Raw genomic sequence first — 25,245 nt, forward strand, 5'->3', positions numbered from 1 at the left:
ACGGCTAGGGCTGTGCCATGGCGGCGAAGGATCTGGGCAAATGCGACATCGCGATCGTCGGCGGCGGGCTCGCCGGCGGGCTCGCGGCGCTGGCGCTCGCTGCGAAGCGCCCCGACCTCGACGTGCGGCTGGTCGAGCCGGGGCCGATCGGCGGCAACCATGTCTGGTCCTTCTTCGACAGCGACATTGCGAAAAAGCATCGCTGGCTGGTCGCGCCGCTGGTGCGTTACCATTGGGACAAATATGGCGTCATTTTCCCCGCGCATCGCCGCACGCTGCGGATGGGATATAAAAGCATCACCGGCGAGGCGCTGGCCGAGGCGGTCGCGGCGGCGCTGCCCGAGGATCATATCATCGCCGAAAAGGCGAAGCATGTCGCGCCCGACCATGTGTTGCTGGCGCGCGGCGGGCGATTGTCGGCGCGCCATGTCCTCGATGCGCGCGGCGCGGTGAAGAACCCGTCGTTCGATTGCGGCTGGCAGAAATTCGTCGGACAGGCGCTGACCATCGCGGGCGGGCACGGCGTCGACCGGCCTGTGGTGATGGACGCCGGGGTCGAGCAGGTCGACGGCTATCGCTTTATTTATCTGCTGCCCTTCGACGCCGAGACCTTGTTCGTCGAGGATACTTATTACAGCGATGGCGGCGATCTCGACGTCGCGGCGATTCGTGATCGCATCGCGGATTATGCCGCGGCGCGGCAATGGCAGGTGACGGCAGTGACCCGTGAGGAAACGGGTGTTTTGCCGGTGGTGATCGGCGGCGATTTCGATCGTCTGTGGCCCCAATCCGACCGCACCGCGCGGATCGGGACGCGCGCGGGGAGCTTTCATGCGACGACCGGCTATTCGCTGCCCGATGCCGTACGGACCGCGGCGGCGCTGCCCGAACTCGCCGACCGCCGCGATCTGGTCGCGGTGCTCCGCGCCCGCGCCGCGGCCTCGTGGCGGCGCCAGCGCTTCTATCGCATGCTCGGCGCGATGCTGTTCCGCGCTGCCGAACCCGACGAGCGCTATCGCATCTTCCAGCGTTTCTACCGCCTGCCATCGGGCCTGATCGCGCGCTTCTATGCCGGGCAGTCGCGGACGGCCGACAAGCTGCGCATCCTGTCGGGCAAGCCGCCGGTGCCGGTCGGCCGTGCGCTCGCGGCGCTGCGGCGTTTCGACTGGAAATGACGCGCCGCGCCATCGTGATCGGCGCCGGGTTCGGCGGCCTCGCGCTCGCGATCCGGCTGCAATCGGCCGGAGTCGCGACCACGGTGGTCGAAGCGCGCGACAAGCCCGGCGGCCGGGCCTATCACTGGGTGAAGGACGGCTTTACCTTCGATGCGGGGCCGACGGTGGTCACCGACCCGCCGTGCCTTCGCGAACTGTGGGCGCTCTCCGGGCAGGATATGGCGGCCGACGTCGAGCTTGTCCCCGTGATGCCCTTCTATCGGCTCAACTGGCCCGACGGGACGAATTTCGATTATTCGAACGACGAGGCGGCGCTCCGCGCCGAGATCGCGAAGCTCTGCCCTGCTGACGTCGAGGGCTATGACCGCTTCCTCGATTATTCGCGCGGCGTCTACGAGCAGGGCTATGTAAAGCTCGGCGCGGTCGCCTTCCTAGACTTCGCGTCGATGATCAAGGCGGCGCCGGCGCTGATGAAATATCGGGCGTGGCGCAGCGTCTATGGGGTCGTGTCCTCCTATGTGAAGGACGAGCGGCTGCGGCAGGCGCTGTCGTTCCACACGCTGCTCGTCGGCGGCAATCCGATGACGACAAGCGCGATCTATGCGCTGATCCACACGATCGAGAAGCAGGGCGGCGTGTGGTTCGCGCGCGGCGGCACCAATGCGCTGGTCGGCGCTATGGTGCGGCTGTTCGAGCGGCTGGGTGGGACGTTGCGGCTCGGCGACCCGGTCGTGACGATCGCAACCGCGAGCGACCGCGCGACGGGCGTCGCGACGCAAAGCGGCTGGCACGGCGAGGCCGATATGATCGCGTGCAACGGCGACCTGATGCACAGCTACCGCGACCTGCTCGATCACTCGCGCGGGTCCAAGGTCGCGCGCGGCCTGTCGCGCAAGCGCTGGTCGCCGTCGCTGTTCGTCGTCCATTTCGGGGTGAAGGGCGAATATCCCGATATCGCGCACCACAGCATATTGTTCGGGCCGCGCTACAAGGGGCTGCTCGACGACATCTACCGGGGCGGCGTTATCCCCGACGACTTCTCGCTCTATCTCCATCATCCGAGCATCACCGATCCCGGCATGGCGCCGCCGGGGCACGAAACCTTTTATGCACTCGCGCCGGTCGCGCATCTCGGCAAGGCGGCGGCGGACTGGGACGGTGCGTTCGGTGAGCGCTTTGCCGCCGCGATCCTCGCGGAGGTCGAGCGGCGCGTGCTGCCGGGGCTGCGCGCCAATCTCGTCACCCGCTTCCATTACACGCCCGCCGATTTCGGCCGCGACCTGTCGGCGCATCTGGGGAGCGCGTTCAGCCTCGAACCCCTGCTGTGGCAGAGTGCCTGGTTTCGCGCCCACAACCGCGACGACGATATTTCGAACCTTTACTTCGTCGGCGCGGGGACGCATCCGGGCGCGGGTATCCCGGGGGTCGTCGGCAGCGCGAAGGCGACGGCTCAATTGATGTTGGACCAATAATTCCGCTCGCATCGAGCGAAGTCGAGATGCCCATCGGGCTTGTCGCCATGACGATGGGTGTCTCGACTTCGCTCGACACGAACGCGTAAGGGGAGTTTATGAAACGCCTTGCCGTCTATTGCGGATCCGCGAGCCCCGAGGATCCCGTTTATCTCGAGACCGCGCGCCACGTCGGCCGGACGCTTGCCGCGCGGGGGATCGGCGTCGTCTATGGCGGCGGCCGGTTGGGGCTGATGGGGGCGGTCGCCGATAGTGCCCTGGAGGCGGGCGGCGAGGTGATCGGGATCATCCCCGACGCGCTCGTAGGTGCCGAGGTTGCGCATCGCGGCTGCACCGAATTGCATGTCGTTTCGGGGATGCACGAACGCAAGCGCATGTTCACGGACCTGTCGGACGGCTTCCTGACCATTCCCGGCGGGGTCGGGACGATGGACGAATTGTGGGAAGCGATCAGCTGGGCGCAGCTTGGCTATCACAACAAGCCGGTCGGGCTGCTCAACACCGCGGGTTTCTATAATGACCTCATCGCCTTCAACCGCAAGATGATCGATGTCGGCTTCGTCCGCGCCGCGCATGCCGGGATCATGATCGTCGATGCGGGGCTCGACGAACTGCTCGCCAAGATGGCGGCGTACGAGCCCCATGCGCCGATTTTTGCGATGAAGGCCGACGATCTTTAATGGCTGAAGCGGGGGCCTATGACGCGCACGCCCTCCACGGTTTCGCGCACGACAGTATCGCGCGCGGATCGAAAAGTTTCGCGCTCGCCAGCCAGCTCTTCGACCGCGAAACGCGCGAGCGGGTGTGGCTGCTCTATGCCTGGTGCCGTGCCGCCGACGATCTGACCGATGGGCAGGACCATGGCGGCGCGATGAAGCCGGGGCATGATCCGGTGGCGGCGGTCGCGCATATCCGCGCGCAGACCGACCGGGTTTTCGCGGGCGAGCCGACGGGCGAAGCCGCCTTCGATGCGCTCGGCCTGCTGCTGACCGAAGTCGATATCCCGCGCGGGGTGATCGACGATATCATCGCCGGCTTCGAACTCGATGCGCAGGACTGGCGGCCGCGCAGCGAGAGCGACCTGCTCCGTTACAGCTATCATGTCGCGGGCGCGGTCGGCGTCGCGATGGCGCTCGTCATGGGCATCGACCCCGCCGACGAAACGACGCTCGACCGGGCGTCCGACCTCGGGATCGCGTTCCAGCTTGCGAATATCGCCCGCGATGTCGCCGAGGATGCCGCAGCCGACCGCTGCTACCTGCCCGTCGAGTGGATGGTCGAACTGGACATTCCGCCGGGCCAGCATATGCACCCTGCCTTTCGTCCGCGGCTGTCGGTGATGGCCAAATGGCTCGCCGAAATGGCCGAGGAATATGAGGCATCGGCGCGCTGGGGCGCCCGCAAACTGCCGCCGCGCAGTCGCTGGGCGGTGCTCGCCGCCGCGGGCATTTACGGCGATATCGCCCGCGAGGTGCGCGCGCGCGGCGATCATGCGTGGGACCACCGCGCCGCGAGCTCGCTTGCCGCTAAATTGGGCTGGGTCGCGCGCGCTGGCTGGTCGGTGCTGCGCCGTCCCCCGCAGCGCCGGATCAGCCGCGACGGGTTGTGGACGCGGCCGCGGCAGGCATGAGCCAACTCGAATGGATCGCCGCGGCGCTGGTGCTGATCAACGTCGCGCTGGTCGCGTTGCGCAACGTCTGGAACTATCCGTTCGCGCTGGTTGCGGTGAGCCTTTATGCCGTCGTTTTCTATGAAGCGCGGCTTTACAGCGACATGCTGCTGCAGGGCTTTTTCTTCGCGCTCAATCTATACGGCTGGGCGGCTTGGCTGCGCGCGCGCGACGAAAGCGGCGTCCCCGTCGGCTGGATGACGCAGCAGGCGCGCGCCGTCTGGGGCGCACTGACCATCGCGGCGTGGGTGGGCTGGAGCGCCATGATGCATCGCCATACCGACGCCGCGGCGCCATGGGTGGACGGCGCCGTCGCGATGCTCAGCATTACGGCACAATGGCTGCTCGCGCGGCGCCGCGTCGAAAGCTGGTACCTGTGGATTCTTGTCGATCTGATCGCGATCCCGCTCTTCGCGTCGCGCGGCCTTTATGCGACGAGCGCGGTCTACGTCGTGCTGCTGGGTCTGTCGATCGACGGGCTGATCCAGTGGCGCCGCGCCGCCGGGCCGCGGCGGGTAGCGGCATGACGCGGCATATCTGCCTGCACGGCGCCGAAAGTACCGGCAAGTCGACGCTTGCGCCGCGTCTCGCCGCGCGGCTGGGCGGCTTGGTCGTTCCCGAATATGGCCGCGCCTACAGCGAAGCCAATGGCACCGATTTCGACGCGGCCGACCTGCTCGCGATTTTCGAAGGGCACATCGCGGCGACGGGGGCGGCGATGGCGAGCGATCCCGCCTGGCTCGTCTCGGACACCGATCCGCTGATGACGCAGGCATGGGCGATCATGCTGCTTGGGCAACGCTTGCCGCGGATCGATGCGTGGAGCGCGGTAGCGGATCTCTATCTCGTACCGGCAATGGATCTGCCGTGGGAAGAGGACGGCACGCGCCTGTTCGGTAGCGACCTCGCCCGGCGGCAGTTCATGGAGGTCGCGATCGGCGAGCTCGATCGGCGGCGACTGGCATGGGCATGGGTAGAGGGTGAAGGCGACGCGCGGCTCGACAGCGCGCTCGCGGCAATTCAGGCGGCCGGGCTGACCGAATAGGCGTCGCGGAGTTCGCGCTTCAGGACCTTGCCGATCGGACTACGCGGCAGTTCATCGACCACGGTAATCGCGCTCAGCCGCTGCGTCTTGCCGACCTTCGCGTTGCAGTCGGCGCGCACCGCCTCGGCGTCGGCGCCTTCCCTGAGCACAACGAAGGCGACCGGCGTTTCGCCCCATTCTTCGCTCGGCATCCCGACCACCGCCGCTTCGACGACGCGGTCGTCGGCGAGCAAAATGCCTTCGAGGTCGCTCGGGAAGATGTTGAAACCGCCGGAGATGATCATGTCCTTGGCGCGGTCCATCAAGGTCAGGAAGCCGTCCTCGTCGATCCGCCCGATGTCGCCGTGGCGATAGAAGAGATTGCCGTCGGCATCATGCCAGTGCATTGCCTTGGTCGCATCCGGGCGGTTGTTATAGCCGGTCATCATCGCGGGCGAGCGGCCGACGACTTCGCCGACCGATCCTTGCGGCAGTTCGTTGCCCTCCTCGTCGATCACCTTCGCGACATGGCCCGGCGCCGGGCGGCCGACGGTGTGGAGTTTGTCGGGAAACTGGTGCGCCTCGAGGATGAACGCCGCACCGCCTTCGGTCATGCCGTAGATTTCGACGAGCCCGCCCGGCCAGCGCTTCAGCACATCGGCTTTGAGCGACGCCGGAAACGGTGCCGAGGTGCAATATTTCATGATGAAGCTGGTGAGGTCGAAGCGGCCGAAATCTTCGAGCGCCATGATGCGACGGTACTGCACCGGCACCAGCATCGTATTGGTTGCGCGCTCGCGCTCGGCGAGTTCGAGGAAGCCGCGCGCGTCGAATTTCTTCATCAGCACGACCTGCCCGCCCGAGCCGACCGTCGGCATGAAACTCGCCATCGTCGTGTTCGAATAGAGCGGGGTCGAGAGGATCGTCACTGCGTGCGGGCCATAGGCGGGGGCGCCGCGGACGATATGCTGCCATCGCATCGCGTGGCTGTGCACAATGCCTTTGGGGGTGCCTGTAGTGCCCGACGAATAGATGATGTTGAAGCCGTCTTCGGGCAGGATTTCGACATGCACCGGCTTGGCCCCGGCGAGCGCCAGCCAGGCGTCGAGCGGGGGGCCGGCATCGCTGCCGTCCATCGCGATGCGGTCGCTCGCTGTCACGACCTGCCCTTCGAGGCTGGCCGCCGCGGCGCTGTCGAGGAACAGGTGGCGCGCGCCGGTGTCGGCGATCATCGCCGCCATCTGCTCGCCCGTCGCGCTGTTGGTGACGAGCCCCGCGACCCCGCCGGCGCGGAGTGTGCCGAGGATCACCGCCATCTGTTCGACGCTGTTGAGCCCGGCGATCGCGGTGCGGTCGCCCTTCGCAAAGCCGTCCTGCTGCAGCCGCGCGGCGACTCGGTCGGTCAATTGATCCAGTTCGGACCAGCTCAGCCGCCGCGACGGGTCGGCAGCCGCTACGGCATCGGGACGTTCCGCGGCATGGGCACGGACGAGGTCGGGCAGGGTGGCGAAGTCGCCGTCAAGCATTTCGATACTGGTCATGGCTATGGGGTAGCACAGCCGAAAGGCGGTGCAATGCCGGTGGGGCGGCGGGGCAACAAATTGTTGCGTCGACGACGGGGGATGCGGATGGCATCATCGGATATTGTGGATAGGTGCGACAGAAAGTTGCTTGTCGCCATCTATCATCCGCAGACGGAGCGGGCGGCGCTGCTCGGCGATGCGGTCGAGGCCGCGGGAATGGCGGCGCAGCTTTTGCCGCCGCATACGAACGACCTCCGTCCGTGGATTGACAGTTGTTTCGACCTGTTGCTGATCAACCCGTTCCTCGACTGGCAGGAGCCGTTCGATTTCGTCCGACTGGCGGTGTCGATCGTCGGGCGGCGGCCGCTGATCGTCGTCTCGGATCGCGATTCGCTCGACGAGCGGATGGTGGCGCTCGACGCCGGTGCCGCCGACGCGGTCGGCTGGACCGACAATCTGCCCGAAGTGGTGGCGCGGGTTGCCGGCCTGCTGCGCCGCAGCCGCATTGCGGCGGGGCAGCTTGGTGAGGGTGAATTGCGTATCGACCTGATCGACCGGCGCGTCGAGCGCGCGGGGCGGCTCATTCGCCTGCCGCTGCGCGAATATGATCTGCTGACCAATCTCGCGCGCGTGCCCGACCACCCGGTATCGCGCGATACGCTTTTGCGCGCGGTCTGGCGTATCGATTTCGATCCCGGGACCAACCGGGTCGAGGTGCATATGTCGCGGCTTCGCGCCAAGGTCGATCGAGGCTTCGACTGGCCGATGCTGCATACCGTGAAGGGCATGGGCTATGCGCTGCGCTCGCGACCCGAATAGATGAAAGAAACTGGCCGGTCGCCGCTCCCAGCTTGCTTGACCGAAAGTTTCAGGTTGCTACTGATCTCCGACATAAAGAAACCAGCGATTCCGGAGATGATGGCCAGATGCACCCTTTCGTCCATGCCCGAAACAACCCCGACAAGCCTGCGATCATCGTCGCCGAGACGGGCGAGGCGATCAGCTATGGCGAGCTCGACGCCGCATCGAATCGCGCCGCGCAATTGTTCCGCGCGCACGGGCTGGGACATGAGGATGTCGTCGCCTTCATGCTCGACAACACGCCGCATTATTACGGGCTGACGTGGGGCGCGCAGCGTTCGGGGCTGCGCTATGTCTGCATCTCGTCGCGGCTGACGCAGGACGAAACCGATTATATTCTCGAAAATTCCGGGGCGCAGATTCTGGTCGTATCGGCGAGCCTTGCCGGCGCCGCGCAGCAATTGACGACGGGGATCAAGCGCTTTGCCATGGGCGGCGCGATTTCCGGCTATGAAAGCTGGGAAGATGCCGTCGCCGCCATGCCCGCCACGCCGGTTGCGGACGAGCGCGCCGGGGTCGATATGCTCTATTCGTCGGGAACCACCGGCCGGCCGAAGGGCGTCCGCGTGCCGCTGCCCGAAGATCCGGCGATCGAGGCGACGAACAGCCTCGTCATGCTCGCCTCCGCGGTGTTCCAGATCGACGAAAACAGCATCTATCTGTCGCCAGCGCCGCTGTATCATGCCGCGCCGCTGCGCTGGTCGATGACGATCCATCGTCTCGGCGGCACCGTCGTGCTGATGAAGAAATTCGACGAGGAGGCGGCGCTCGCGCATATCGAGACATATCGCGTCAACGCGAGCCAGTGGGTGCCGACGCATTTCGTCCGCATGCTCAAGCTGCCCGAGGCGGTGCGCGCGCGTTACGACCACAGCAGTCTGAAGGTCGCGATCCATGCCGCGGCGCCGTGCCCCGTGCCGGTCAAGCAGGCGATGATCGACTGGTGGGGGCCGGTCCTGTTCGAATATTATGCCGGGTCCGAAGGCAATGGCATGACCTTCATCTCGAGCCAGGACTGGCTGACCCACAAGGGATCGGTCGGGCGGCCGATCCTCGGCGCGGTGCACATCGTCGGCGAGGACAATGAAACCGAGCTCGGCACGGGCGAGGAAGGCTGCGTCTTTTTCGAAAGCGACAATGTCTTCGAGTATCACGGCGACAGCGAAAAAACCGCGTCGAGCCGGAACAGCAAGGGCTGGTCGACGCTGGGCGATGTCGGCAAGCTCGACGAGGAGGGCTTCCTCTATCTCACCGATCGCAAGAGCTTCATGATCATCTCGGGCGGGGTGAATATCTACCCGCAGGAGATCGAAAATCACCTCGTCACCCATCCGAAGGTGGCCGACGTCGCGGTGGTCGGCGGACCGCACGATGAAATGGGCGAGGAGGTGATCGCGGTGATTCAGCCCGCCGATATGGCCGATGCGACCGATGCATTCCGCGACGAACTCTGTGCCTATGCGCGCGAGAAATTGTCGGGCGTGAAGATCCCGCGCCGCATCGATTTCATGGCGGCGCTGCCGCGCCACGATACGGGCAAGCTCTACAAGCGTCTGCTGCGCGACCAATATTGGGCGAAGGACAAGGCGGGGGTTTGACGGGTGATGGAGCGCGTCGAATTCTTCTTCGACCTGTCGAGCCCGTGGACCTGCCTCGCCTTTCATAACCTGCCGGGCGTGCTCGAGCGGACGGGGGTCGCGGCGATCTATCGGCCGATCCTTGTCGGCGGGGTGTTCAATGCCGTGAACCCCGCCGTTTATGCGGCGCGCGAACAGGCCGACAACCGGCGGCTCCAGCATAGCTGGAAGGTGCTGCAGGACTGGGCCCGGCTCGCGAGCGTGCCGATGAACTTTCCGTCGCAATGGCATCCGGCGAAGAGCGTCCATGCGATGCGTTTCGCCGCGGCGCTCGAAGACGATCAGACGGCGCTCGTCCGTTTCGCGCGCGGAGCGTTTGCGAGCTATTTCGGCCGGCAGGAAAATCTCGACGACCCGGCGGTGCTCACCGCGGTCGCCGATGCCGAAGGGCTCGACGGAGCAGCGCTTGCCGCAGCGGCCGTGAACGACGCGGTCAAGGCGCGGCTGCGCGCCAACACCGAAGAGGTCGTCGCGCGCGGCGGCTATGGCTCGCCAACGATCTTCGTCGACCGGACCGACATGTATTTCGGCAACGACCAGCTTCCGCTCGTCGAAGCCGCGTTGAAACGCTGAAAGGGACTCCCGCGTGAAAGACCGTATTTCGATCACCATGCTCGATGGCGGCATCGCCGACGTCCGGCTGATCCGCAGCGACAAGATGAATGCGCTCGACCCCGCGATGTGGGCCGCGCTTGTCGAAGCGATCGACACGCTGAAAGCCCAGGCGGGGCTGCGCGTCGTCGTGCTGTCGGGGGAGGGGCGCGCTTTCTGCGCCGGACTCGATCTGTCGAGCCTCAGCAACGAGCGCGACCCGGGAGCAAGCAGCGCCGGCGGCACGCTGGCCGATCGCACCAAGGGCATTTCGAACAATGCGCAATATGCGGCCTGGGGCTGGCGCGAGCTGCCGGTGCCGGTGATCGCGGCGGTGCACGGCGTCGCGTTCGGCGCGGGCAGCCAGATCATGGCGGCCGCCGACATCCGCATCGTTCACCCCGACACGCGCATTGCGATCATGGAAATGCGCTGGGGCCTCGTCCCCGACGTTGCCGGCATGGCGCTGTGGCGGACGCAGGTCGCCGACGATGTGCTGCGCGAGCTGATCTACACCAACCGCGAATTCAACGGATCGGAGGCGAAGCTGCTGGGCTTTGCGACGCATGTGTCGGACGATCCGCTGGCGAAGGCGATGGAACTGGCGGCGGTGATCGCCGACAAGAACCCGCACGCGATCCGCGGCGCGAAGCGGCTGTGCAACATGCTGGCCGACGCCAGCGACGCCGAAATCCTGCAGGCCGAAAGCGACGAGCAGGTGAAGGTCATCCGCACCCCGAACCAGATGGAAGCGGTGATGGCCGGGATGGAAAAGCGGCGGCCGAAGTTTGCGGATTGAGGGCGGGACGGCGAGCGTCGGGAGGCGGTCGATTCCGGTCATTCCATCCAGATCGGCACGAATGGCAGCTACCGACCGGTTGCGGACATAAATCCTCCCTGCGGCGAAGCCATGGGGAGGTGGCAGCGCGAAGCGCTGACGGAGGGGCGATAGCGCTGCCGCCCTTGCCCCTCCACCACCGCCTGCGGCGGCGTGCTGGGTCGTCCAGTCCCCCGGACTGGACTTGGATTGCCGGGGGCAATCCAATCCTGCACTCCCCCTCCCCATCGCTGCGCGACAGGGAGGATTTTCCTGTGTCGTCATCCCGGACTTGATCCGGGATCCATAACCGCGCCGTCGTCGTGGATCCCGGATCAAGTCCGGGATGACGAAGGAGAGGACGTAGACGTCCGCTCACCACCCCAGGTCGGCCATTCCGGCACACGCTGAATTGGTCGTCACTGGCGCGATATCGTAGGGTATCGCGGCTGCTGCGGATGCAAGCGGATCCGGGGACGAATCAGAGCAGAGTCAAGAACCGCGCCGCATTGTCCCAGTCGCGCTTGTGCGCCGCGCGCTGTGCCTGCGCTTCGCTGTCGGCGCCCCAGCGGCGTTCCTGATAGAGCTCGTCGAGGCTGACCGCCTGCCACAGCAGGTCGGGATCGAACGCAGCTTCGGCAAGCGCCAGCGCCGCGACGAGCGACCCGCCGATCGTCACCAGGGGGGTCAGCGCCGTCATCCGCCATGGATCGAGCGCGAACACCGCCGTGCGCAGCGCGGCGACGGTTTCCGCCGACTGGTCGATCGGCAATATGCCCTGCGTCAGCGCGAATTCTAGTGCGAAGCGTTCCTCGGCCCAGGCGAGCAGCGGGTTCCACGCCGCCGCCTGTTCGGCCTGCAAGGCCGCGTCGCGGTCGTCGCGGTAGCAGAAAAGGTCGGTCGCGGCGTAGGCGGCAACAGTTTCGGCAAAGGCAGCGGGATCGGGCGATGCAAGGTCGATCGAGGCGTTGGTGAGGCCGGTCATCGGCATTGCGGCGGGATCGATCATCTCGCCGACCGCCTGCCATTCAGCCGCGATCGCTTCGGCAAGCGCGGCGCTCGCGACAACCAGCGGCGCGCGCTGCGGCGTCCGCACCGGCCGGCCGTCGAGCGCGATGCCCCAGCCGCCGTCCTCGCGAACGGCGGCCGCCTCTTTCCAGAAACGCTTCACAGCTCTTTGGGCGAGCGCCAGCGCCGCGCGAGCAGCATCGGCATCACCGCGAAATCGAAGGCGCCGAGCAGGACGACGGCGACCCCGATCCAGCGATCGGTCGGCTGTCCCGCCAGTTCGAACCCGCCGCGGATCAGCACGAAGCCCGCGAGCACGAAGAGCGCGCCCATGACGCGCATCGCGGCGATGGCGAAGAAGCGCTTTTTGGCGAGGGCGTCGTCGGCGGGGGGCATGCGCTCTCCCTATCGCCGCCAAGGTGCCGCATCAACTGTGCGAGCGCGCCGTGACCGGTCGCTTCGACGCCCGCGGCAACCCTTTCGCGTTCGTCGGCGGGCTTGTTCTGCGACAGCTTGATCGTCGGCCGCCATGCGGCGATGCGCATCTCGAAGCCGGTGATCGCGCCAGTCATCCGGCTGAACAGCGCCGGGTTCATCTTGGCGCGCGTCCACGGCGGATTGGCGCCGGCGCGCGCTTCATGGGCGGCGGACAGCGTGTCGAGCAGCGCGACCAGCGCGCTGTCGTCGATCCGGCGCACGGCGCCTTCCATCTCGATCGCGACATAGTTCCAGGTCGGTACCTGATCGGCCTCGGCATACCAGCTTGCGCTGACATAGGCGTCAGGCCCCTGCACCACGGCGAGCGCGGTCGTGCCTTCCAGATGGCGGGTCAGCGCATTGCCGCGTGCGAGATGGAATTGCAGCGCCTTGCGGTCGTCGCTCAGCACCACCGGTGTGTGAGCGACGCGCGGGCCGTCAGGGGTGCCCGCGAAGATTGCGGCGAAACCGATCTCGCGGACGAGAAGCTCGGCGAGATCGTCCTGTTTCGGACGGAAGGCGCCGTTGGGGTGCATTAGCGGGGCCGTGCCGGGCGCGGCAACGGCTTCTTCGTTCCGGGCTTTTTGTCTGCGGGCTTGCCCGGTTTCGCTTTAGCCTTCGGTTTCGGCTTCGGCTTGCCGACATGGTCGGTGGGTTTGCTCGTCGCGGTGCGTCCGCGCCGCTCGCCGCGCCGCGCCTTGCGAATCTGCTTGCTGTGCGCCTTCGCTGCCGCCTTTTCGGCCGCTTTGGAGGGCGGGCCCTTGACGATATCGTCGATCCCGACCTCGCCGAGCAGCAGGTCGAAGCCGAGTGCGTCGAGGCTCGCGGCGAAATGCTCGGGTACCTCGGCGCTGATATCGATTGCGCCGCCGTCGGGGTGATCGATGCGCAGGCGGCGGCTGTGCAGGTGCATCTTGCGGCTGATCGAGCCGGTCAGGAAGGCGCCCTTGCCGCCATATTTGCCGTCGCCGACAATCGGATGGCCGATCGCCGCCATATGGACGCGCAACTGATGGGTGCGGCCGGTGAGCGGTTGCAGTTCGACCCACGCGGCGCTGTTGCCTGCGCGCTCGATGACCCGGTAGCGTGTCTTCGCGGCGAGGCCGCTGTCGTGCACATGCATCTTCTCGCCGCCCGATCCGGGCTGCTTGGCGAGCGGCAGATCAATCTCGCCCTGCGCGATGTCGGGGACGCCGACGATGATCGCCCAATAGGTCTTTTTCGCGCTGCGGTTGGAAAAACTCTTGGCGAAATAGGCCGCGGCGCGCGGAGTCCGCGCGACGAGCAGCGCGCCCGACGTATCCTTGTCGAGCCGGTGGACGAGCTTGGGCCGCACCGGCGCATCGAACTTGAGCGCGTCGAGTAGCCCGTCGACATGCTGCTCGGTCTTGGTGCCGCCCTGCGTCGCAAGACCGGGCAGCTTGTTGAGCACGATCGCGCTCGCGTCGCGGTGAATCAGCATGCCGGTCGCCAGCTCGATGTCGGCATCGGTCAACGGGCGGCCTTTGCGCGCCGGACGGGCTTCGGTTTCGACCGGCGGCACCGGCATGACGAGCGTCTGCCCGGTCTCGATGCGGTCCGACACATCGGCCTTCTTGCCGTCGAGCGTCAACTGCCCTGAACGCGCCCATCGCGCGAGCAGCGCGTGCGGCGTTCCCGGCCGGTGCCGTTTGAACCAGCGGTCGAGGCGGATGCCGTCATCCTCTTCGGCGATCGTCGCCCCGTCGAGCTTTGCTTTGCTTTCGCTCATGCCGGTACCTGCCGCACGATGAACAGGCCGATGCCGCAGGCGAGGACCGCGCCGATCACCGACGCGAGGACGTAAGCGGCCGCCTGCCCGGTCTGACCGCGTTCGAAGAGCAGCCAGAATTCAAGGCTAAAAGAGGAGAAGGTGGTGAAGCCGCCGAGGATGCCGACGCCGACGAACAGCCGCGCGGTCTCGCCGCCGTCGCTGCTCCGCGCCAGCCAGCCGATCAGCAGGCCCATCAGCAAGCTGCCGGCGATATTGATCGAGAGCGTCCACCACGGAAAGCCGGGGCCGAGGCGCGCGAGCATGACCTGCCCGACGAGGTGGCGGCAGCCGGCGCCGATCGCGCCGCCGATCATGACTGGAAACAGGCCGTTCATGCGCTCGCCCTAGCCGCAAAATGCAGTAAGGCATAGCACCGCAATTTGCGGCGGGGCGTGGCGACCTCACTCGTCGGGGCGCGGCGCGGTGAGTGCTGTGGCCGGGCGTTCGTGCGTCGCACGCCAGTCGGCGGGCCGGACGAAATCGCCCTGCCAGATCCCGCGCCGCTTCGCCTGCGCCTCGGCTTCCTCGACCGGATAGGCGCCGTCCGTCGCGACAGCCCAGCCCTGCCGGACCATTTCAGCGCTCAGGTCGATGCCCTCGGGAAAGGGGAGGGTGCGGCATGTGGCGAGCGTGCGGTGGTAGGCATCCTTTGCGGTCAGGTCGCAATGCAGCGGCCCGCCCCCGGCAAGTCTTTCGAGCGCGGTGCGGGCTTCGCGGCCGCAGGTCCAGCGGCCGCCGCCAGCGGCACGCGCACAATCCTGCCGATATTCGACGGCATCGAGCCCGGTGAGGCGGATCGTGAGCACTGCATCGTCCTGGCGAACGGTCAGACTGTCGCCGTCGATGACATGCACCAGCGGGACAGTAGCCGCGGGAGCGGGGCGCCATGTCTAGGCCGCGATCGCCAGCCCGGCGAGCAGGAGCAGCGCGGCGAACGAGCGCAAGCGGCGGCGCCAGCGGAGGCGGCTGAGGGATGAGATGATTTCCGGCATCGCGCGATCGGCCTGATGATGACGCCCGCAAATGGCAAGTGTGAATAAGCAGTTGACGACGAGAACAAAACATGTCCAAAATGGATGAAATCCGGCACGGCTGCTGTACGCCGACTCATCCGCTACGCAGGCTTGGGTCCGTATCGGCGGCAAACAGGAATGAACAAAAGGTGAATATCGCCGAAATGACGACATAGTTGTGCCGGGGTGGAGCAATGAACGGGGACAGGCAGCATGATGGACTTTGAAGCACGCGGCGGGCTCGACATGGCGGATTTTCCCCCGGGCGGTTTCCGGGCAGGAGAAGAGTCGGTGCCACCAGAGATGCCGGGATATTCGATGCCGCTTGGCACGCAATCGCCCTTGCTGGTCGTCGGTCAGGTGGATTTCGCACCCGACGCCCTGCCGCTCGTCGATGTGCGCCTCGCCACGGCATTGCCGGCGTTGCGAGCGGCGGGCCATATCAGGCAAAATGCCGCGCCGGATATCGTCTGGCTGGCTGCGGCCGATGCGATCGAAACCGAGATGCTGGCCGACATATGCGCGGCGGCGGGCGAGCGGGGCTGCCATCTCGTTTGCGAGACTTCGCTGGCGGCGCTCGACCGGATAGTCGCGGCGGTCCCCGCGTCGCTTCAGACCCAGTTTCTGGTCGATGCCGATGCGACCGACCGGCTTGTCGCTCTGGCTGCCGCCCGGCGGACCCGATGTCAGAATATCCATGACGTCGCCCGCGACGCCGCGATGGAGCGGATCGACCGGTTGCAGGAAGAGGTTGCGCGCATCTCGCGCCTGCTCGGCGATCTGGCAGGCCAGCGCGGCGGGCTGCCGGGGACGCCGGGCGGCTTTGCGCCGCGCCCCGAGGAATTTGCCGACTATCCGGGTCAGGTCCGCTCGGCGCCGCGCGACTTTGCGGCGGTGCCGCGGAGCTTCGTGCCCGAGGAACGCGCGCTGGAACGACAGCGCGCCAAGGCGGTGCGGCGAGTGCTGCGCCAGCGGCGGATGCGCGAACAATATTTCCCGGCCGACCTGTTCGCCGACCCGGCGTGGGACATGCTGCTCGACCTTTATGCGGCGCGGCTCGAACGCCAGCCGGTGTCGGTGTCGAGCCTGTGCATCGCCGCCGCCGTGCCCGCGACGACGGCGCTGCGCTGGATCAAGACGATGACCGACGCTGGCCTGTTTCTGCGCGAGGCCGATCCGCACGATGGCCGCCGCATCTTCATCGGGCTTGCCGAAGGCGCATTCGATTCGCTCGCGCGCTATTTCGAGGCGCTGGAGGAATAGCGGCGCGCTTGCCTCCGCGCCCAAGCTGTGGCAGGGGCGCGCTCTCCCGAAACGGGGGCGCTTAGCTCAGTTGGTAGAGCATCTCGTTTACACCGAGAGGGTCGGCGGTTCGAGCCCGTCAGCGCCCACCAAGGACACCCCCTTCTGCGATAAGATGATCGACGACCGTCCCGCGTTGCGTGGGAGCGGGCGCGTATGCGGGGCGGATCATAGTCCGGACGATCCGCTTTCGCCGTCAAAGCCACTTCGTCTATTCCTGATGACATCGATAACATTAGTTGTTATGCGAGCGTCGAGAAACGGGAGAGGCAAATGGTTCCGATGAGTGGTGAGGGGGCGGGCGCCGCCGCGCCGGGCGAGCTCGGCGGCAAGCGCGATCGTCTGGGCCTGGGGGTCTCGGGGCTCTATCTGGCGCTCTATCTTCACTACGGCTTTTTCGCTTTCCTGCCGTTGTGGCTCAAATCGACCGGGGCATCGCCGGAAGAAATCGGAATATTGTTGGCGATCCCGCTGGTGTTGCGGCTGCTGACCGTCGCCCCCTTTTCGGCGTTCGTCGGGCGGCGCGGCTGGGTGCGGAGCGCGATCGCCTATACCTCGCTCGCCTCGGCGGCGATCGTGCTGCTGTTGCTCGGCGAGCCCGATCATGCCGGGCGCGTCGTGATCGTGATCTTCTTTTCGATCGTGTGGGACCAGATCCCGGTGCTCACCGACGCCTATGCGGTGATGGCGGTGCGCAGCCGTTCGCTCGATTTCGGGCGGTTGCGCGTCTGGGGATCGATCGCGGTGGTCGCGTCGAACGCGGCGGCGGGCTGGGCGATAGGGGTCTTCGGCATCAAGATGCTGCCGTTGATGGTTGCGACGCTGTTGCTCGCGCCGGCCCTGGTCGCCTTTGCCTTGCCCGCCGACCGCAAGCTCGCCGGGGAAAGCGAGGAGCAGGGCGGACGCTGGCGCGACCTGATCGGCGATCGCGGCCTGATCCTCGCGATGGTCGCCGCATCGCTGATCATGGGCAGCCACGGCGTCCTGACCAGTTTCGGGGCGATCCAGTGGACCGCTCAGGGCATTTCGACGACGACCGTCGGTCTGCTGCAGGCTTTGGCGGTCGCGGCGGAGATATTGGCCTTCTGGTTCGGCGCCAGGCTGCTCGGACCGCGCGATCCGCGGCTGCTGATCTGCGCCGGGGCGATCGCGGGGGCGCTGCGCTGGGCGATCATGGCGACCAGCCCCGGCCTGCCCGTGCTGATCGCGGCGCAATTGCTCAACGGCATTACTGCAACCGGCACCATCCTCGGTATCATGCTGGTGATCGCGACGCGCGTGCCGATGCATCTCAGCGCGACGGCGCAGGGGATGAACGCCGTGCTGCTCGGCGTTGTGCTCGCGCTCGCGACGGCGGGGTCGGGGCGGCTTTGGTCGCACGGACTGGACGTGGCTTATCTCGCGATGGCGGTACTCGCACTGCTCGGCGCGCTTTGTGCCTGGCCGGGGCGTATCGGAGCGACAGGCAGGATCGACACGGACGAATTGTCCGCAACTGGAGCCGAATGATCATGAATCGCAAGACCCTGCTTTTGGCCATGCTCCTTGCCGGAGCTGCGCCGGTGGGCGCGGAGGAGGCGCCTCCCATGCGCGATATGCAGAGCTGGCCGCTGCCCGAAACGCTCAGCCCGGAAGGGCGGGCGGCCGTGGCGGCGCTGGCGGCACAGAAGATGCCCGACCCGGTGCCGCCGATTGCCGAGGTCCGCAAGCTCATCGACATGATGCAGGCGGGCATGGGCGCGCCGCTCGAAAAGCGATACGAAGTGCGGATCGAAAACAGGGCAATCGCTGGTGTGCCGGTGCGCATCGTCTATCCCAAGGGGGTGACCGAGCTCGGCACGGGGCCGGTCCTGCTCAACCTTCACGGCGGCGGGTTCGCGGTCGATTCGGGGTCGCTGACCGAGACGATCCCGATTGCCGCGCGCAGCGGGATTCCGGTCGTGGCGGTGCTGTATCGCCTGTCGCCCGAAAACCCTTATCCTGCGGCGCTCGACGATGCGCTGGCGGTCTATCGGGCGCTGGAGAAGGAGAGGACGGCGAAGCGGATCGCGGTGTTCGGAACCTCGGCGGGCGCGGCGCTGTCGGGGCAACTGGTCGCGAAGCTCGCCAGCCTGGGGCGGCCGATGCCCGCTGCGCTCGGCTATTTTTCGGGCAATGCCGACCTGTCGAAACGCGGCGATTCGGAATCGTGGATGCCGGGACCGCCGTTCGACTGGGTCGCCGACTATGTGGGCAAGAAGCCGGTGACCGATCCGGTCCTTTCGCCAATCCACGGCGATGTTTCGGGCTTCCCGCCGACGCTGTTGCTCAGCAGCACGCGCGATTTCCTGCTCAGCCCGACCGCGATTTTCGCGCGAAGGCTGACCGGGAAGGGCGTCGATGCGCGGCTCGTCGTCTTCGACGGGCTGCCGCACGCTTTCTGGGGCTATATGGACATTCCTGAGACCGACGAGGCGAACGAGCTGATCGCGCGCTTCCTGAAGGACAAGCTCGCCGCTGCCGGGAAATGATCAGCCGGCCGCGGCGAGATGATCGCGATAGGTATCGCGGAGCGCCTTCTTGTCGATCTTGCCGGTGGCGGTGAGCGGGACGCGCGCGAAGAGGATATCGTCGGGCATCCACCAGCGCACGACGCGGGTTTCGAGATGCGCGCGAAGGGCCTCGGCGGTGACCGTTTCGCCTTCGTGGGCCTCGATGACCAGCAGCGGGCGTTCCTCCCACTTCGGATGATAGACGCCGATGACGGCGGCGATGCGGACGCCGGGGCAGCCGACCGCGGCATTTTCGAGGTCGATCGAACTGATCCACTCGCCGCCCGACTTGATCACATCCTTCGCGCGGTCGGTCAGGCGCAGGAAACCGAAGCGGTCGATCGTGCCGATATCGCCGGTGTCGAACCAGCCGTCGCTGTCGGCGGCGGGCAGGTCGGGATAATAATGGTCGACGACCCACGGCCCGCGCACCTGCAGCTTGCCCGCCTGCTCGCCATCCCACGCGAGCGGCGTGCCGTCGTCGTCGACGATGCGCAGCTCGATGCCGAACTGCATCCGCCCCTGCCGCGTCAGGATCGTTTCGGTCGCATAATCCTCGCCCTCCGCCATCAGCAGCGGGGTCGGGGTCGAGATCACGCCGAGCGGATTGGTTTCGGTCATCCCCCAGATCTGGAGGACGGTGACGCCATATTTTTCGCGAAAGGTTTCGGCCATCGCGCGCGGCACGGCCGAGCCGCCTATGACAAGGCGTTTCAGGTCGCCGACACCCTGGCCGCTGTTCTCGAGATGCGACAGATACATCGTCCAGATCGTCGGGACGCCGCCCGAGAAGGTCACGCCCTCGCCCGCGATCAGCTCGGCAAGGCTCGCGCCGTCCATCCTGTCGCACGGCAGGACCAGCTTGCAGCCGTTGATCGCGGCGGTGAAGGGCAGGCCCCACGCCGTCGCATGATACATCGATGAGCAGGGCATGATCGTGTCGAAAGCGCTGAATCCGAAGGCGCTGCTGAGCCCCGCCGCCATGCCGTGCAGCACGATCGAACGGTGGCTGTAGAGCACGCCCTTGGGATCGCCCGTCGTGCCCGAGGTATAGCAGAGGAAGGCTGCGGCATTTTCGTCGAACCGCGGCCAGTCGAAAACGCCGTCCTCGGCAGCGATCAATTGCTCATAGGGGTCGGCGAGCAGGACATATTCTTCAATCGCGGGAAGCAGCGGCTTGAGGCGGTCGACGAGCTCGGCGAGATTGGCCTCGAAGAAGAGGACGCGGCTGCCGGCATGGTTGATCGTGAAGGCGATCTGTTCGTCGCTGAGCCGCGGGTTGGCGGTGTGGAGGACCGCACCGATGCCGGGAACGGCATAGAAAAGTTCGAGATGCCGGTGCGTGTTCCAGGCCAGCGACGACACCCGGTCGCCGCTTTCGATCCCGAGCCTGCCGAGCATCTGTGCGGCCTGCCGCGAGCGCTGCTCGCAGCCCGCCCAATCATAGCGCCACAACGGTTCGCCGACGAGCTTCGAGACGATTTCGCGCCCGCCATGCGCCCGTGCCGCATGGGTCAGGATCGCACTGATCAGCAGGGGGGCGTCCTGCATCAAGCCGGCCAGCATCGTCTCTCCTCTTGCGGCGCACCGCAGCTATTCTGTCGGTGGTGACAGGTCGTAGCGGTCGATAAAATCGGCGGTGACGCCGTTTGTCCAGCCAAACCCGGTCTGGGTCGCATATTCGCCGCCGCCGCCGACGCCCGCCTGCTCGAGGTCATATTTTTCGAACAGCAGTCCGGTGCGGGCGAAGGTGGTGCCGACCGTATCGACCCAGCGGCCGGCAATGTCGCGCGCCAGCGCGTCGTGCCCGTAGCGCTTTAAACCCGCGACCGCGATCCATTGCAACGGCGCCCAGCCGTTCGGCCGGTCCCACTGCTGGCCTGTTGCGGCGAGCGTCGTGTGCAGGCCGCCGCGTGCAAGCAGCCGTTCGGCGACTGCCGCGGCGGTGCTGTCGGCCTGTTCCTGCGTCGCCACGCCGACCAGCAAGGGCGCCAGCGCGGCGGCGGTGAGCGGCGGACGCAGGCGGGCCCGTTCGACGTCGACATCGGCGAAATAGCCGCCTTCGGCGTGCCAGAGATGGCGGTTCATCGCGGCGCGTCGTTCTTCTGCCAACCGGGCGTAATGTCCCGCGTCGCTATCGTTGCTCGCTGCGATCGCCGACTCCAGCCCGAACAGGAAGGCGTTTAGGTCGACCGGGGCGATCGCCGTCGTGCGGATCGACGGCAGGGCATCGCCGTCCAGCCAGCGCGACGAGAAATCCCAGCCGCTTTCGGCGCCGGCGCGCAGGTCGCGATAAACCTCGCCCACCGGGCGCCCGCTCGCGGCGGCGGTCGCGACATCCTCGCGCCAGCTTTCGTCGCGCGGGGTATCGCGCGGGTCCCAATAGCGGTTGAGGAGGTCGCCGTCGGCGAGCCGGACAACGCGCGCGTTGCTGCTGCCGGGGTCGAGATTGTCGGCGCCTGCCATCCACCACGCATGCTCGCGCTTCATTGCCGAAAGGCGGCGGGCTGCCACCATGCTTTGCCGGTCACCGAGCAATTCAACCATCATGTGGAAGAGCGGCGGCTGCGAGCGGCCGAGATAATAAGTGCGCGTGCCGTTCGGGATATGGCCATGCGTCTCGATCAGGTCGGTCATCGCGTCGACGATGCCGTTGGCGAGTTCCAGTTCGCTATCGCGGACGAGGCCCAGCATCGTGAAGAAGCTGTCCCAATAATAGATTTCGCGAAAGCGGCCGCCCGGCACGACATGGCGGTGCTGGACGGCGAGCGCCGATCCGCCGGCGGCCTGTTCGGGGGCGCGCGCGAGTTCCTTCCACAGCGCGCGGATATGCGCGCGGAGCGGCAGCACGGCGGGGCTGGCGCCGGTCGTCTGCGCGGGGAGGTCGAAGTTTGCCGCGATGAAGGCGCGTAGCGCCGCGTCGCCCGGGGCCAGCGCCGCGAAGTCATGCATGATGTCGGCGACCGGACGCCGCGGCAGGGCATCGACGAAGGTCTTGCCGTCGGGCAGGATCGCGCGCTCCTGCACCTTGGCGAGGAGCGGTCCGTAGAGGTCGGCGGGGCTCGGTTCGGCGCCCATCAGCGTGCGAGATGCCTGTCGAAGAAAGCCGCCTGCGCCGCGAGCGCATCCTCGGTCTCGGGGCATTCCATATAGGCCCAGAAGGCATGCAGCATGCCTTCATAAACCATCAGATCGGCGTCGACCCCGGCTTTGCGCAGCGCGAGATGGAAGCGTATGGTTTGGCTCAATAGCTGGTCGCGCGTGCTGGTCATCAGCAGCGTCGGGGGAAGGCCGGTCAAGTCGCCGTAAAGCGGCGAGAGCAGCGGGTCGGTGCGCTCGGTCCCTGCGGCATAATCGGCGAGGACTTCGGGGCCTGTCCGTGTGCCCATGATCGACGGCAGGAAGGCTTCGCAGTCGCTGACGAGCGCGAGATCGGCCGATCCCGAGAAGAAGCCGGCGGCGGCGGGCATCGGCAGGCCTTCGGCCTTGATCCGCGCGAGGAGCTGGCCGGTCAGGACCGCGCCCGCCGAGGTGCCATAGATGCCGATCGATGCCGGCGATCGCTGCGACAGGGCGTTGCGATAGACTGCGAGCGCATCGTCGACCGCGGCCGGAAACGGATGTTCGGGCGCCATCCGGTACATCACCGTGGCAACCGATATTCCGGTCAGTCCGGCGATAGGGATTGTTTCGGTCTCCGAACCCGAATCGACCATGAAACCGCCGCCGTGGAAATTGATCAGCAGCCGCCGGTCGGGCGATGCGTCGCTTTCCCGGCGCCGCACGAACTTCACGGGAACCCCCGCCACCGTCCCTTTGCCGACATCGACGCCGAAACGCTTCGCGCGGCTTTTGTTCAGCGGCTTCAGGTGACTGGCCGCTGCCGCGCGAACCGCCTTACGCGTGATCGCATTGCGCATCAGCGTCGCGGTCATTTCCGGCGCCGACCCGGCTGCGAGCAGCGGCGTCATGACGGCGCGCGCTTCTTCGCTCACCGTCGGCGCAAAGGGCGGCTGGGCGGGGCTTTTACCCATCGGCTCAGCTTCCGAAACGGTAGCCGATCCGCACGCCGTACATCCGGGGTTCGGTATAGGTCAGGCCGACCATGCCCGACGACTGGGCATATTGGTCGAGCACCCCGACCGGCTTCGCCTCGTTGGTGATGTTGTTTGCGAACAAGCTGACGTCGAGCGGCCGTCCGCCGATATCCTTGAGCCCGATGCTGGCGTTGAGCAGGCCATAGGCCGGCAAGTAATTATAGAAGGACGCGTTGGTCTGTGCGGTCGACACCTTGGTCTGGCGGGCATAGTTGACCGCGAGGACCAGATCGCCGGCGCTGCCCAGCGACGTCTCGTAAGAGCCGCCGACCGAAAATTTGTGCTTCGGTGTGTAAGGGAAGGGCGCGCCATTGAGGATCGCGCCGGCGCTGGCGTCGGCGACCTCGGTATAGCGCGCGTCGATGTAGGAATAGCTGCCGTTCAGCGTCAGCCCCTGCACCGGCATGACCAACAGGTTCAGCTCGACGCCCTGGATTTTGCCTTTCGCGGCGCTGCGCGTGACATTGAGCGGTATCGTGCCGCCCGGCGTTTCGACGACCTCGGCTGTCGTGCGCTGGATATTGTCGTAGATGCCGCGATAGGCGGCGACGTTGGCGCGGACATCGACATTGCCGAGCGAGAATTGCGACTTCAGCCCGACCTCGATGTCCGAAAGCCGCTCGGGCTTGTAGGTGCGGAATTCCGAATCGACCGGCACCGGCCCGTTGACGCCGCCCGACTTGTAGGCATCGCGCGCGGTGACATAGACATGGACGCCGGGCGTCACATCATAGTCGAGCGTCGCGGTGTAGCTCGGATAATCGCTGTCGACCGAACCCGAGACCGTCGGCGGACCGCCGATCGTCTGCGCGGTGAAGCTGTGCTCCCATGTGTAGCGAAGGCCGCCCGTGACGCTGAGCCCGGTCAGCGCGCCCGACAGCTTGCCGAGATCGACCGTCGCCTGCCCGAACACCGCCTCGCTCTTGTTCGTCTGGGTAAAGAAGCCCGAGATCGTCGGCAGCAGCGTCCCGATCGGGAAGAAGGTATATTCCTCGATCCCCGCCGGATCGCTCCAGCTCTGCCGGTCGAGATAGCCGCCGACCGAGAAATCGACCGCGTCGTCGAACAAGGTGCCCTGAAGCTGCAATTCCTCGGTGAAGAAATTGGGCGCGATGGTCGGAATGCGCCCGCGCTGCCCGGCGATCGGGAAGGGCATGGCGTCATAGTCATAGCCGTAGATGGTGCGCAGTTCGGAATAGCTGATGATGTTGCGCAGCTTGATATTGTCGCTGAGCTGGACCGAGGCCTGGTTGATCACCTGCCAATATTTCGTCTCCGAAAACTGGTCGAGATCATAGGAGACGCGGCGCGGGCCGCGTGCTTGCTGTTCGGCGACCGCGGTCAGCACGCCGGGATAGAAGGCGGCGACCGGCAGGAAGCCCAGCCCCAGTGCCGTGGCGTCGTAACCCGCGACGGGGTTGTAGGCGCCGAGAACGGTGCCGCCGCCATTGGTGTCCGAATGATAGTAGCGCAGCATCGTATAAAGTTCGATGTCGTCGGTCGGCTGCAAGGTCAGGCCGAAACGGAAGCTTTCATACGCCAGATTGTCATAGTCCTTGCCCTCGAAGAAGGGGCCGACATCCTTGGTGTAGCCGTCGCGGCGGCCGACTTCGCCGGCGACGCGCAGCATCACCCGGCCGGGAACGATCGGCGTGTTGAGTGCGCCCTCGATCCGGCGGTCGTCATAATTGCCGAGCTGGACGCGGACATAACCTTCGAATTCGTCCTTCGGCTTGACCGGCTCGAACAGGATGTTGCCGCCCGTCGCATTCTTGCCGAACAGGGTGCCCTGCGGTCCGGCGAGCACCTGGATGTTGGCCATGTCGAAATAGGTGCCGACGCGGCCGTCGACGTTCACGCTGTTCGGGACTTCGGCGAAATAATTGACCACGCCGGGGGTCGAGCCGAAGGCCGGGCCCTGGCCGCGCAACGCGAAATAGGCGAATTCGCGGGGATAGCCGCCGCTGATCGTGAACAGCGAGGGGGTGTTGTCGGCGAGCGAGGTGCGATCGGTGACGCCCTTTTGTTCGAGCGCCTCGTCGGTGAAGGCCGTGACCGCGATCGGCACGCTCTGCAGATTTTCCTCGCGGCGACGGGCGGTGACGATGATGTCGCCGAGGCCGCTGTCGTCGCTGGTGGTGGTCTCGTCGGCCGGCGGCGTTTCGGTCTGAGCAAAGGCGGCGGCGGGCAGCAGGCTCGCGCCGCTCGCGAGCGCGATCAGAAAGGCGGAACGCATCGAAATCATGTCTTCCCTCC

At 66.5% G+C, this 25,245-nt stretch carries 24 protein-coding genes and 1 tRNA gene; 14 read left to right on the forward strand and 11 right to left on the reverse strand.

All coding sequences use genetic code 11. The features are described 5' to 3' along the window. Positions 1-17: 17 nt before the first annotated feature. The 6 genes from crtY to AN936_RS02665 all read left to right on the forward strand — a co-directional run bounded on the left by crtY (position 18) and on the right by AN936_RS02665 (position 5,361). Positions 18-1,175, forward strand: coding sequence for a lycopene beta-cyclase CrtY (gene crtY, locus AN936_RS02640; protein ID WP_054586783.1), 1,158 nt, complete (start codon positions 18-20; stop codon positions 1,173-1,175). Further along, complete coding sequence (locus AN936_RS02645; RefSeq protein WP_054586784.1) at positions 1,172-2,647, forward strand: phytoene desaturase; 1,476 nt, start codon at positions 1,172-1,174, stop codon at positions 2,645-2,647. The genes crtY and AN936_RS02645 overlap by 4 nt, the downstream gene beginning before the upstream one ends. 98 nt (positions 2,648-2,745) lie before the next feature. Further along, entirely contained in the window at positions 2,746-3,327 is a 582-nt protein-coding gene (locus AN936_RS02650; protein WP_054586785.1) for a TIGR00730 family Rossman fold protein, read from the forward strand. Further along, positions 3,327-4,277: a phytoene/squalene synthase family protein gene (locus AN936_RS02655; RefSeq protein WP_054586786.1), complete on the forward strand. Its 951-nt coding sequence runs from the start codon at positions 3,327-3,329 to the stop codon at positions 4,275-4,277. Before AN936_RS02650 ends, AN936_RS02655 begins: the two co-directional genes overlap by 1 nt. Then, complete coding sequence (pnuC, locus tag AN936_RS02660) at positions 4,274-4,843, forward strand: nicotinamide riboside transporter PnuC (RefSeq protein WP_054590060.1); 570 nt, start codon at positions 4,274-4,276, stop codon at positions 4,841-4,843. Before AN936_RS02655 ends, pnuC begins: the two co-directional genes overlap by 4 nt. Further along, positions 4,840-5,361 carry an AAA family ATPase gene (locus AN936_RS02665; protein ID WP_054590061.1) on the forward strand — a complete coding sequence of 174 codons (522 nt, stop codon included), beginning with the start codon at positions 4,840-4,842 and terminating at the stop codon, positions 5,359-5,361. The genes pnuC and AN936_RS02665 overlap by 4 nt, the downstream gene beginning before the upstream one ends. Here the strand turns inward: AN936_RS02665 and AN936_RS02670 are convergent. Next, a complete protein-coding gene (locus AN936_RS02670) occupies positions 5,337-6,881 on the reverse strand; it encodes a class I adenylate-forming enzyme family protein (RefSeq protein WP_054586787.1) in 1,545 nt (514 codons plus the stop codon). The two genes, AN936_RS02665 and AN936_RS02670, sit on opposite strands and share 25 nt — an antisense overlap. A gap of 126 nt (positions 6,882-7,007) precedes the next feature. On the opposite strand from AN936_RS02670, the gene AN936_RS25360 reads away from it, so the two are divergent. The 4 genes from AN936_RS25360 (at position 7,008) to AN936_RS02690 (ending at position 10,751) form a co-directional block, all read left to right on the forward strand. Next, complete coding sequence (locus AN936_RS25360; protein ID WP_054586788.1) at positions 7,008-7,682, forward strand: winged helix-turn-helix transcriptional regulator; 675 nt, start codon at positions 7,008-7,010, stop codon at positions 7,680-7,682. Between the two features lie 107 nt (positions 7,683-7,789). After that, complete coding sequence (locus AN936_RS02680; RefSeq protein ID WP_054586789.1) at positions 7,790-9,322, forward strand: acyl-CoA synthetase; 1,533 nt, start codon at positions 7,790-7,792, stop codon at positions 9,320-9,322. 6 nt (positions 9,323-9,328) lie between these two features. After that, on the forward strand, positions 9,329-9,934 hold the full coding sequence (locus tag AN936_RS02685; protein WP_054586790.1) for a 2-hydroxychromene-2-carboxylate isomerase: 606 nt from the start codon (positions 9,329-9,331) through the stop codon (positions 9,932-9,934). Between the two features lie 13 nt (positions 9,935-9,947). Further along, complete coding sequence (locus AN936_RS02690) at positions 9,948-10,751, forward strand: crotonase/enoyl-CoA hydratase family protein (protein WP_054586791.1); 804 nt, start codon at positions 9,948-9,950, stop codon at positions 10,749-10,751. A 499-nt stretch (positions 10,752-11,250) separates the two neighbouring features. Here AN936_RS02690 and AN936_RS02695 read toward each other — a convergent pair whose 3' ends face one another. From AN936_RS02695 to AN936_RS02720, 6 genes are all read right to left on the reverse strand, one after another. Next, positions 11,251-11,940 (reverse strand): ATP12 family chaperone protein, encoded by a 690-nt coding sequence (locus AN936_RS02695; RefSeq protein ID WP_054586792.1) that lies wholly within the window; start codon positions 11,938-11,940, stop codon positions 11,251-11,253. Further along, on the reverse strand, positions 11,937-12,110 hold the full coding sequence (locus tag AN936_RS02700; RefSeq protein ID WP_234715718.1) for a hypothetical protein: 174 nt from the start codon (positions 12,108-12,110) through the stop codon (positions 11,937-11,939). The genes AN936_RS02695 and AN936_RS02700 overlap by 4 nt, the downstream gene beginning before the upstream one ends. Next, positions 12,074-12,790 carry an FMN-binding negative transcriptional regulator gene (locus AN936_RS02705; protein WP_084758135.1) on the reverse strand — a complete coding sequence of 239 codons (717 nt, stop codon included), beginning with the start codon at positions 12,788-12,790 and terminating at the stop codon, positions 12,074-12,076. Before AN936_RS02705 ends, AN936_RS02700 begins: the two co-directional genes overlap by 37 nt. After that, a complete protein-coding gene (locus AN936_RS02710) occupies positions 12,790-14,004 on the reverse strand; it encodes an RluA family pseudouridine synthase (RefSeq protein WP_054586794.1) in 1,215 nt (404 codons plus the stop codon). The genes AN936_RS02705 and AN936_RS02710 overlap by 1 nt, the downstream gene beginning before the upstream one ends. Next, entirely contained in the window at positions 14,001-14,381 is a 381-nt protein-coding gene (gene crcB / locus AN936_RS02715) for a fluoride efflux transporter CrcB (RefSeq protein WP_054586795.1), read from the reverse strand. The genes AN936_RS02710 and crcB overlap by 4 nt, the downstream gene beginning before the upstream one ends. Before the next feature lie 66 nt (positions 14,382-14,447). Continuing rightward, positions 14,448-14,900, reverse strand: coding sequence for a thermonuclease family protein (locus AN936_RS02720; protein ID WP_054586796.1), 453 nt, complete (start codon positions 14,898-14,900; stop codon positions 14,448-14,450). Positions 14,901-15,272: 372 nt separating this feature from the next. Here AN936_RS02720 and AN936_RS02725 point away from each other — a divergent pair, with 372 nt between their 5' ends. The 4 genes from AN936_RS02725 (at position 15,273) to AN936_RS02740 (ending at position 18,871) form a co-directional block, all read left to right on the forward strand. Next, positions 15,273-16,322, forward strand: a complete 1,050-nt coding sequence (locus AN936_RS02725; protein WP_234715719.1) for a MarR family winged helix-turn-helix transcriptional regulator — start codon at positions 15,273-15,275, stop codon at positions 16,320-16,322. A 55-nt stretch (positions 16,323-16,377) separates the two neighbouring features. After that, positions 16,378-16,453 (forward strand) — tRNA-Val (locus AN936_RS02730). Positions 16,454-16,634: 181 nt separating this feature from the next. Further along, positions 16,635-17,870 (forward strand): MFS transporter, encoded by a 1,236-nt coding sequence (locus tag AN936_RS02735; RefSeq protein WP_054586797.1) that lies wholly within the window; start codon positions 16,635-16,637, stop codon positions 17,868-17,870. 77 nt (positions 17,871-17,947) lie between these two features. After that, positions 17,948-18,871 carry an alpha/beta hydrolase gene (locus AN936_RS02740; protein WP_158500037.1) on the forward strand — a complete coding sequence of 308 codons (924 nt, stop codon included), beginning with the start codon at positions 17,948-17,950 and terminating at the stop codon, positions 18,869-18,871. Here the strand turns inward: AN936_RS02740 and AN936_RS02745 are convergent, their stop codons facing one another. Genes AN936_RS02745 through AN936_RS02760 form a run of 4 tightly spaced genes read right to left on the reverse strand, consistent with a single transcriptional unit; the run spans position 18,872 to position 25,234 of the window. Then, the gene (locus AN936_RS02745; RefSeq protein ID WP_173585639.1) at positions 18,872-20,458 is read right to left on the reverse strand and encodes a long-chain fatty acid--CoA ligase; all 1,587 of its coding nucleotides are present in this window, start codon (positions 20,456-20,458) and stop codon (positions 18,872-18,874) included. A 27-nt stretch (positions 20,459-20,485) separates the two neighbouring features. Further along, positions 20,486-21,970, reverse strand: coding sequence for an alpha,alpha-trehalase TreF (treF, locus tag AN936_RS02750; RefSeq protein WP_054586799.1), 1,485 nt, complete (start codon positions 21,968-21,970; stop codon positions 20,486-20,488). Further along, positions 21,970-22,926, reverse strand: a complete 957-nt coding sequence (locus AN936_RS02755) for an alpha/beta hydrolase (protein ID WP_054586800.1) — start codon at positions 22,924-22,926, stop codon at positions 21,970-21,972. The genes treF and AN936_RS02755 overlap by 1 nt, the downstream gene beginning before the upstream one ends. 4 nt (positions 22,927-22,930) lie before the next feature. Then, positions 22,931-25,234 carry a TonB-dependent receptor gene (locus tag AN936_RS02760; protein WP_054586801.1) on the reverse strand — a complete coding sequence of 768 codons (2,304 nt, stop codon included), beginning with the start codon at positions 25,232-25,234 and terminating at the stop codon, positions 22,931-22,933. Between the last annotated feature and the right edge of the window lie 11 nt (positions 25,235-25,245).

The organism is Sphingopyxis macrogoltabida, from assembly GCF_001307295.1.
In the GTDB taxonomy this organism is placed as follows: domain Bacteria; phylum Pseudomonadota; class Alphaproteobacteria; order Sphingomonadales; family Sphingomonadaceae; genus Sphingopyxis; species Sphingopyxis macrogoltabida_B.

Coding starts and splice junctions, on each gene's coding strand:
- AN936_RS02685 (WP_054586790.1), top strand. CDS start 9,329: ATGGAGCGCGTCGAATTCTTCTTCGACCTGTCGAGCCCGTGGACCTGC.
- crcB (WP_054586795.1), bottom strand. CDS start 14,381: ATGAACGGCCTGTTTCCAGTCATGATCGGCGGCGCGATCGGCGCCGGC.
- AN936_RS02705 (WP_084758135.1), bottom strand. CDS start 12,790: ATGCACCCCAACGGCGCCTTCCGTCCGAAACAGGACGATCTCGCCGAG.
- AN936_RS02665 (WP_054590061.1), top strand. CDS start 4,840: ATGACGCGGCATATCTGCCTGCACGGCGCCGAAAGTACCGGCAAGTCG.
- AN936_RS02670 (WP_054586787.1), bottom strand. CDS start 6,881: ATGACCAGTATCGAAATGCTTGACGGCGACTTCGCCACCCTGCCCGAC.
- AN936_RS02700 (WP_234715718.1), bottom strand. CDS start 12,110: ATGGGCGCGCTCTTCGTGCTCGCGGGCTTCGTGCTGATCCGCGGCGGG.
- AN936_RS02710 (WP_054586794.1), bottom strand. CDS start 14,004: ATGAGCGAAAGCAAAGCAAAGCTCGACGGGGCGACGATCGCCGAAGAG.
- AN936_RS02645 (WP_054586784.1), top strand. CDS start 1,172: ATGACGCGCCGCGCCATCGTGATCGGCGCCGGGTTCGGCGGCCTCGCG.
- AN936_RS02745 (WP_173585639.1), bottom strand. CDS start 20,458: ATGCTGGCCGGCTTGATGCAGGACGCCCCCCTGCTGATCAGTGCGATC.
- AN936_RS02680 (WP_054586789.1), top strand. CDS start 7,790: ATGCACCCTTTCGTCCATGCCCGAAACAACCCCGACAAGCCTGCGATC.
- AN936_RS02755 (WP_054586800.1), bottom strand. CDS start 22,926: ATGGGTAAAAGCCCCGCCCAGCCGCCCTTTGCGCCGACGGTGAGCGAA.
- AN936_RS02735 (WP_054586797.1), top strand. CDS start 16,635: ATGGTTCCGATGAGTGGTGAGGGGGCGGGCGCCGCCGCGCCGGGCGAG.
- AN936_RS02725 (WP_234715719.1), top strand. CDS start 15,273: ATGATGGACTTTGAAGCACGCGGCGGGCTCGACATGGCGGATTTTCCC.
- treF (WP_054586799.1), bottom strand. CDS start 21,970: ATGGGCGCCGAACCGAGCCCCGCCGACCTCTACGGACCGCTCCTCGCC.
- AN936_RS02650 (WP_054586785.1), top strand. CDS start 2,746: ATGAAACGCCTTGCCGTCTATTGCGGATCCGCGAGCCCCGAGGATCCC.
- pnuC (WP_054590060.1), top strand. CDS start 4,274: ATGAGCCAACTCGAATGGATCGCCGCGGCGCTGGTGCTGATCAACGTC.
- crtY (WP_054586783.1), top strand. CDS start 18: ATGGCGGCGAAGGATCTGGGCAAATGCGACATCGCGATCGTCGGCGGC.
- AN936_RS02740 (WP_158500037.1), top strand. CDS start 17,948: ATGCGCGATATGCAGAGCTGGCCGCTGCCCGAAACGCTCAGCCCGGAA.
- AN936_RS02655 (WP_054586786.1), top strand. CDS start 3,327: ATGGCTGAAGCGGGGGCCTATGACGCGCACGCCCTCCACGGTTTCGCG.
- AN936_RS02760 (WP_054586801.1), bottom strand. CDS start 25,234: ATGATTTCGATGCGTTCCGCCTTTCTGATCGCGCTCGCGAGCGGCGCG.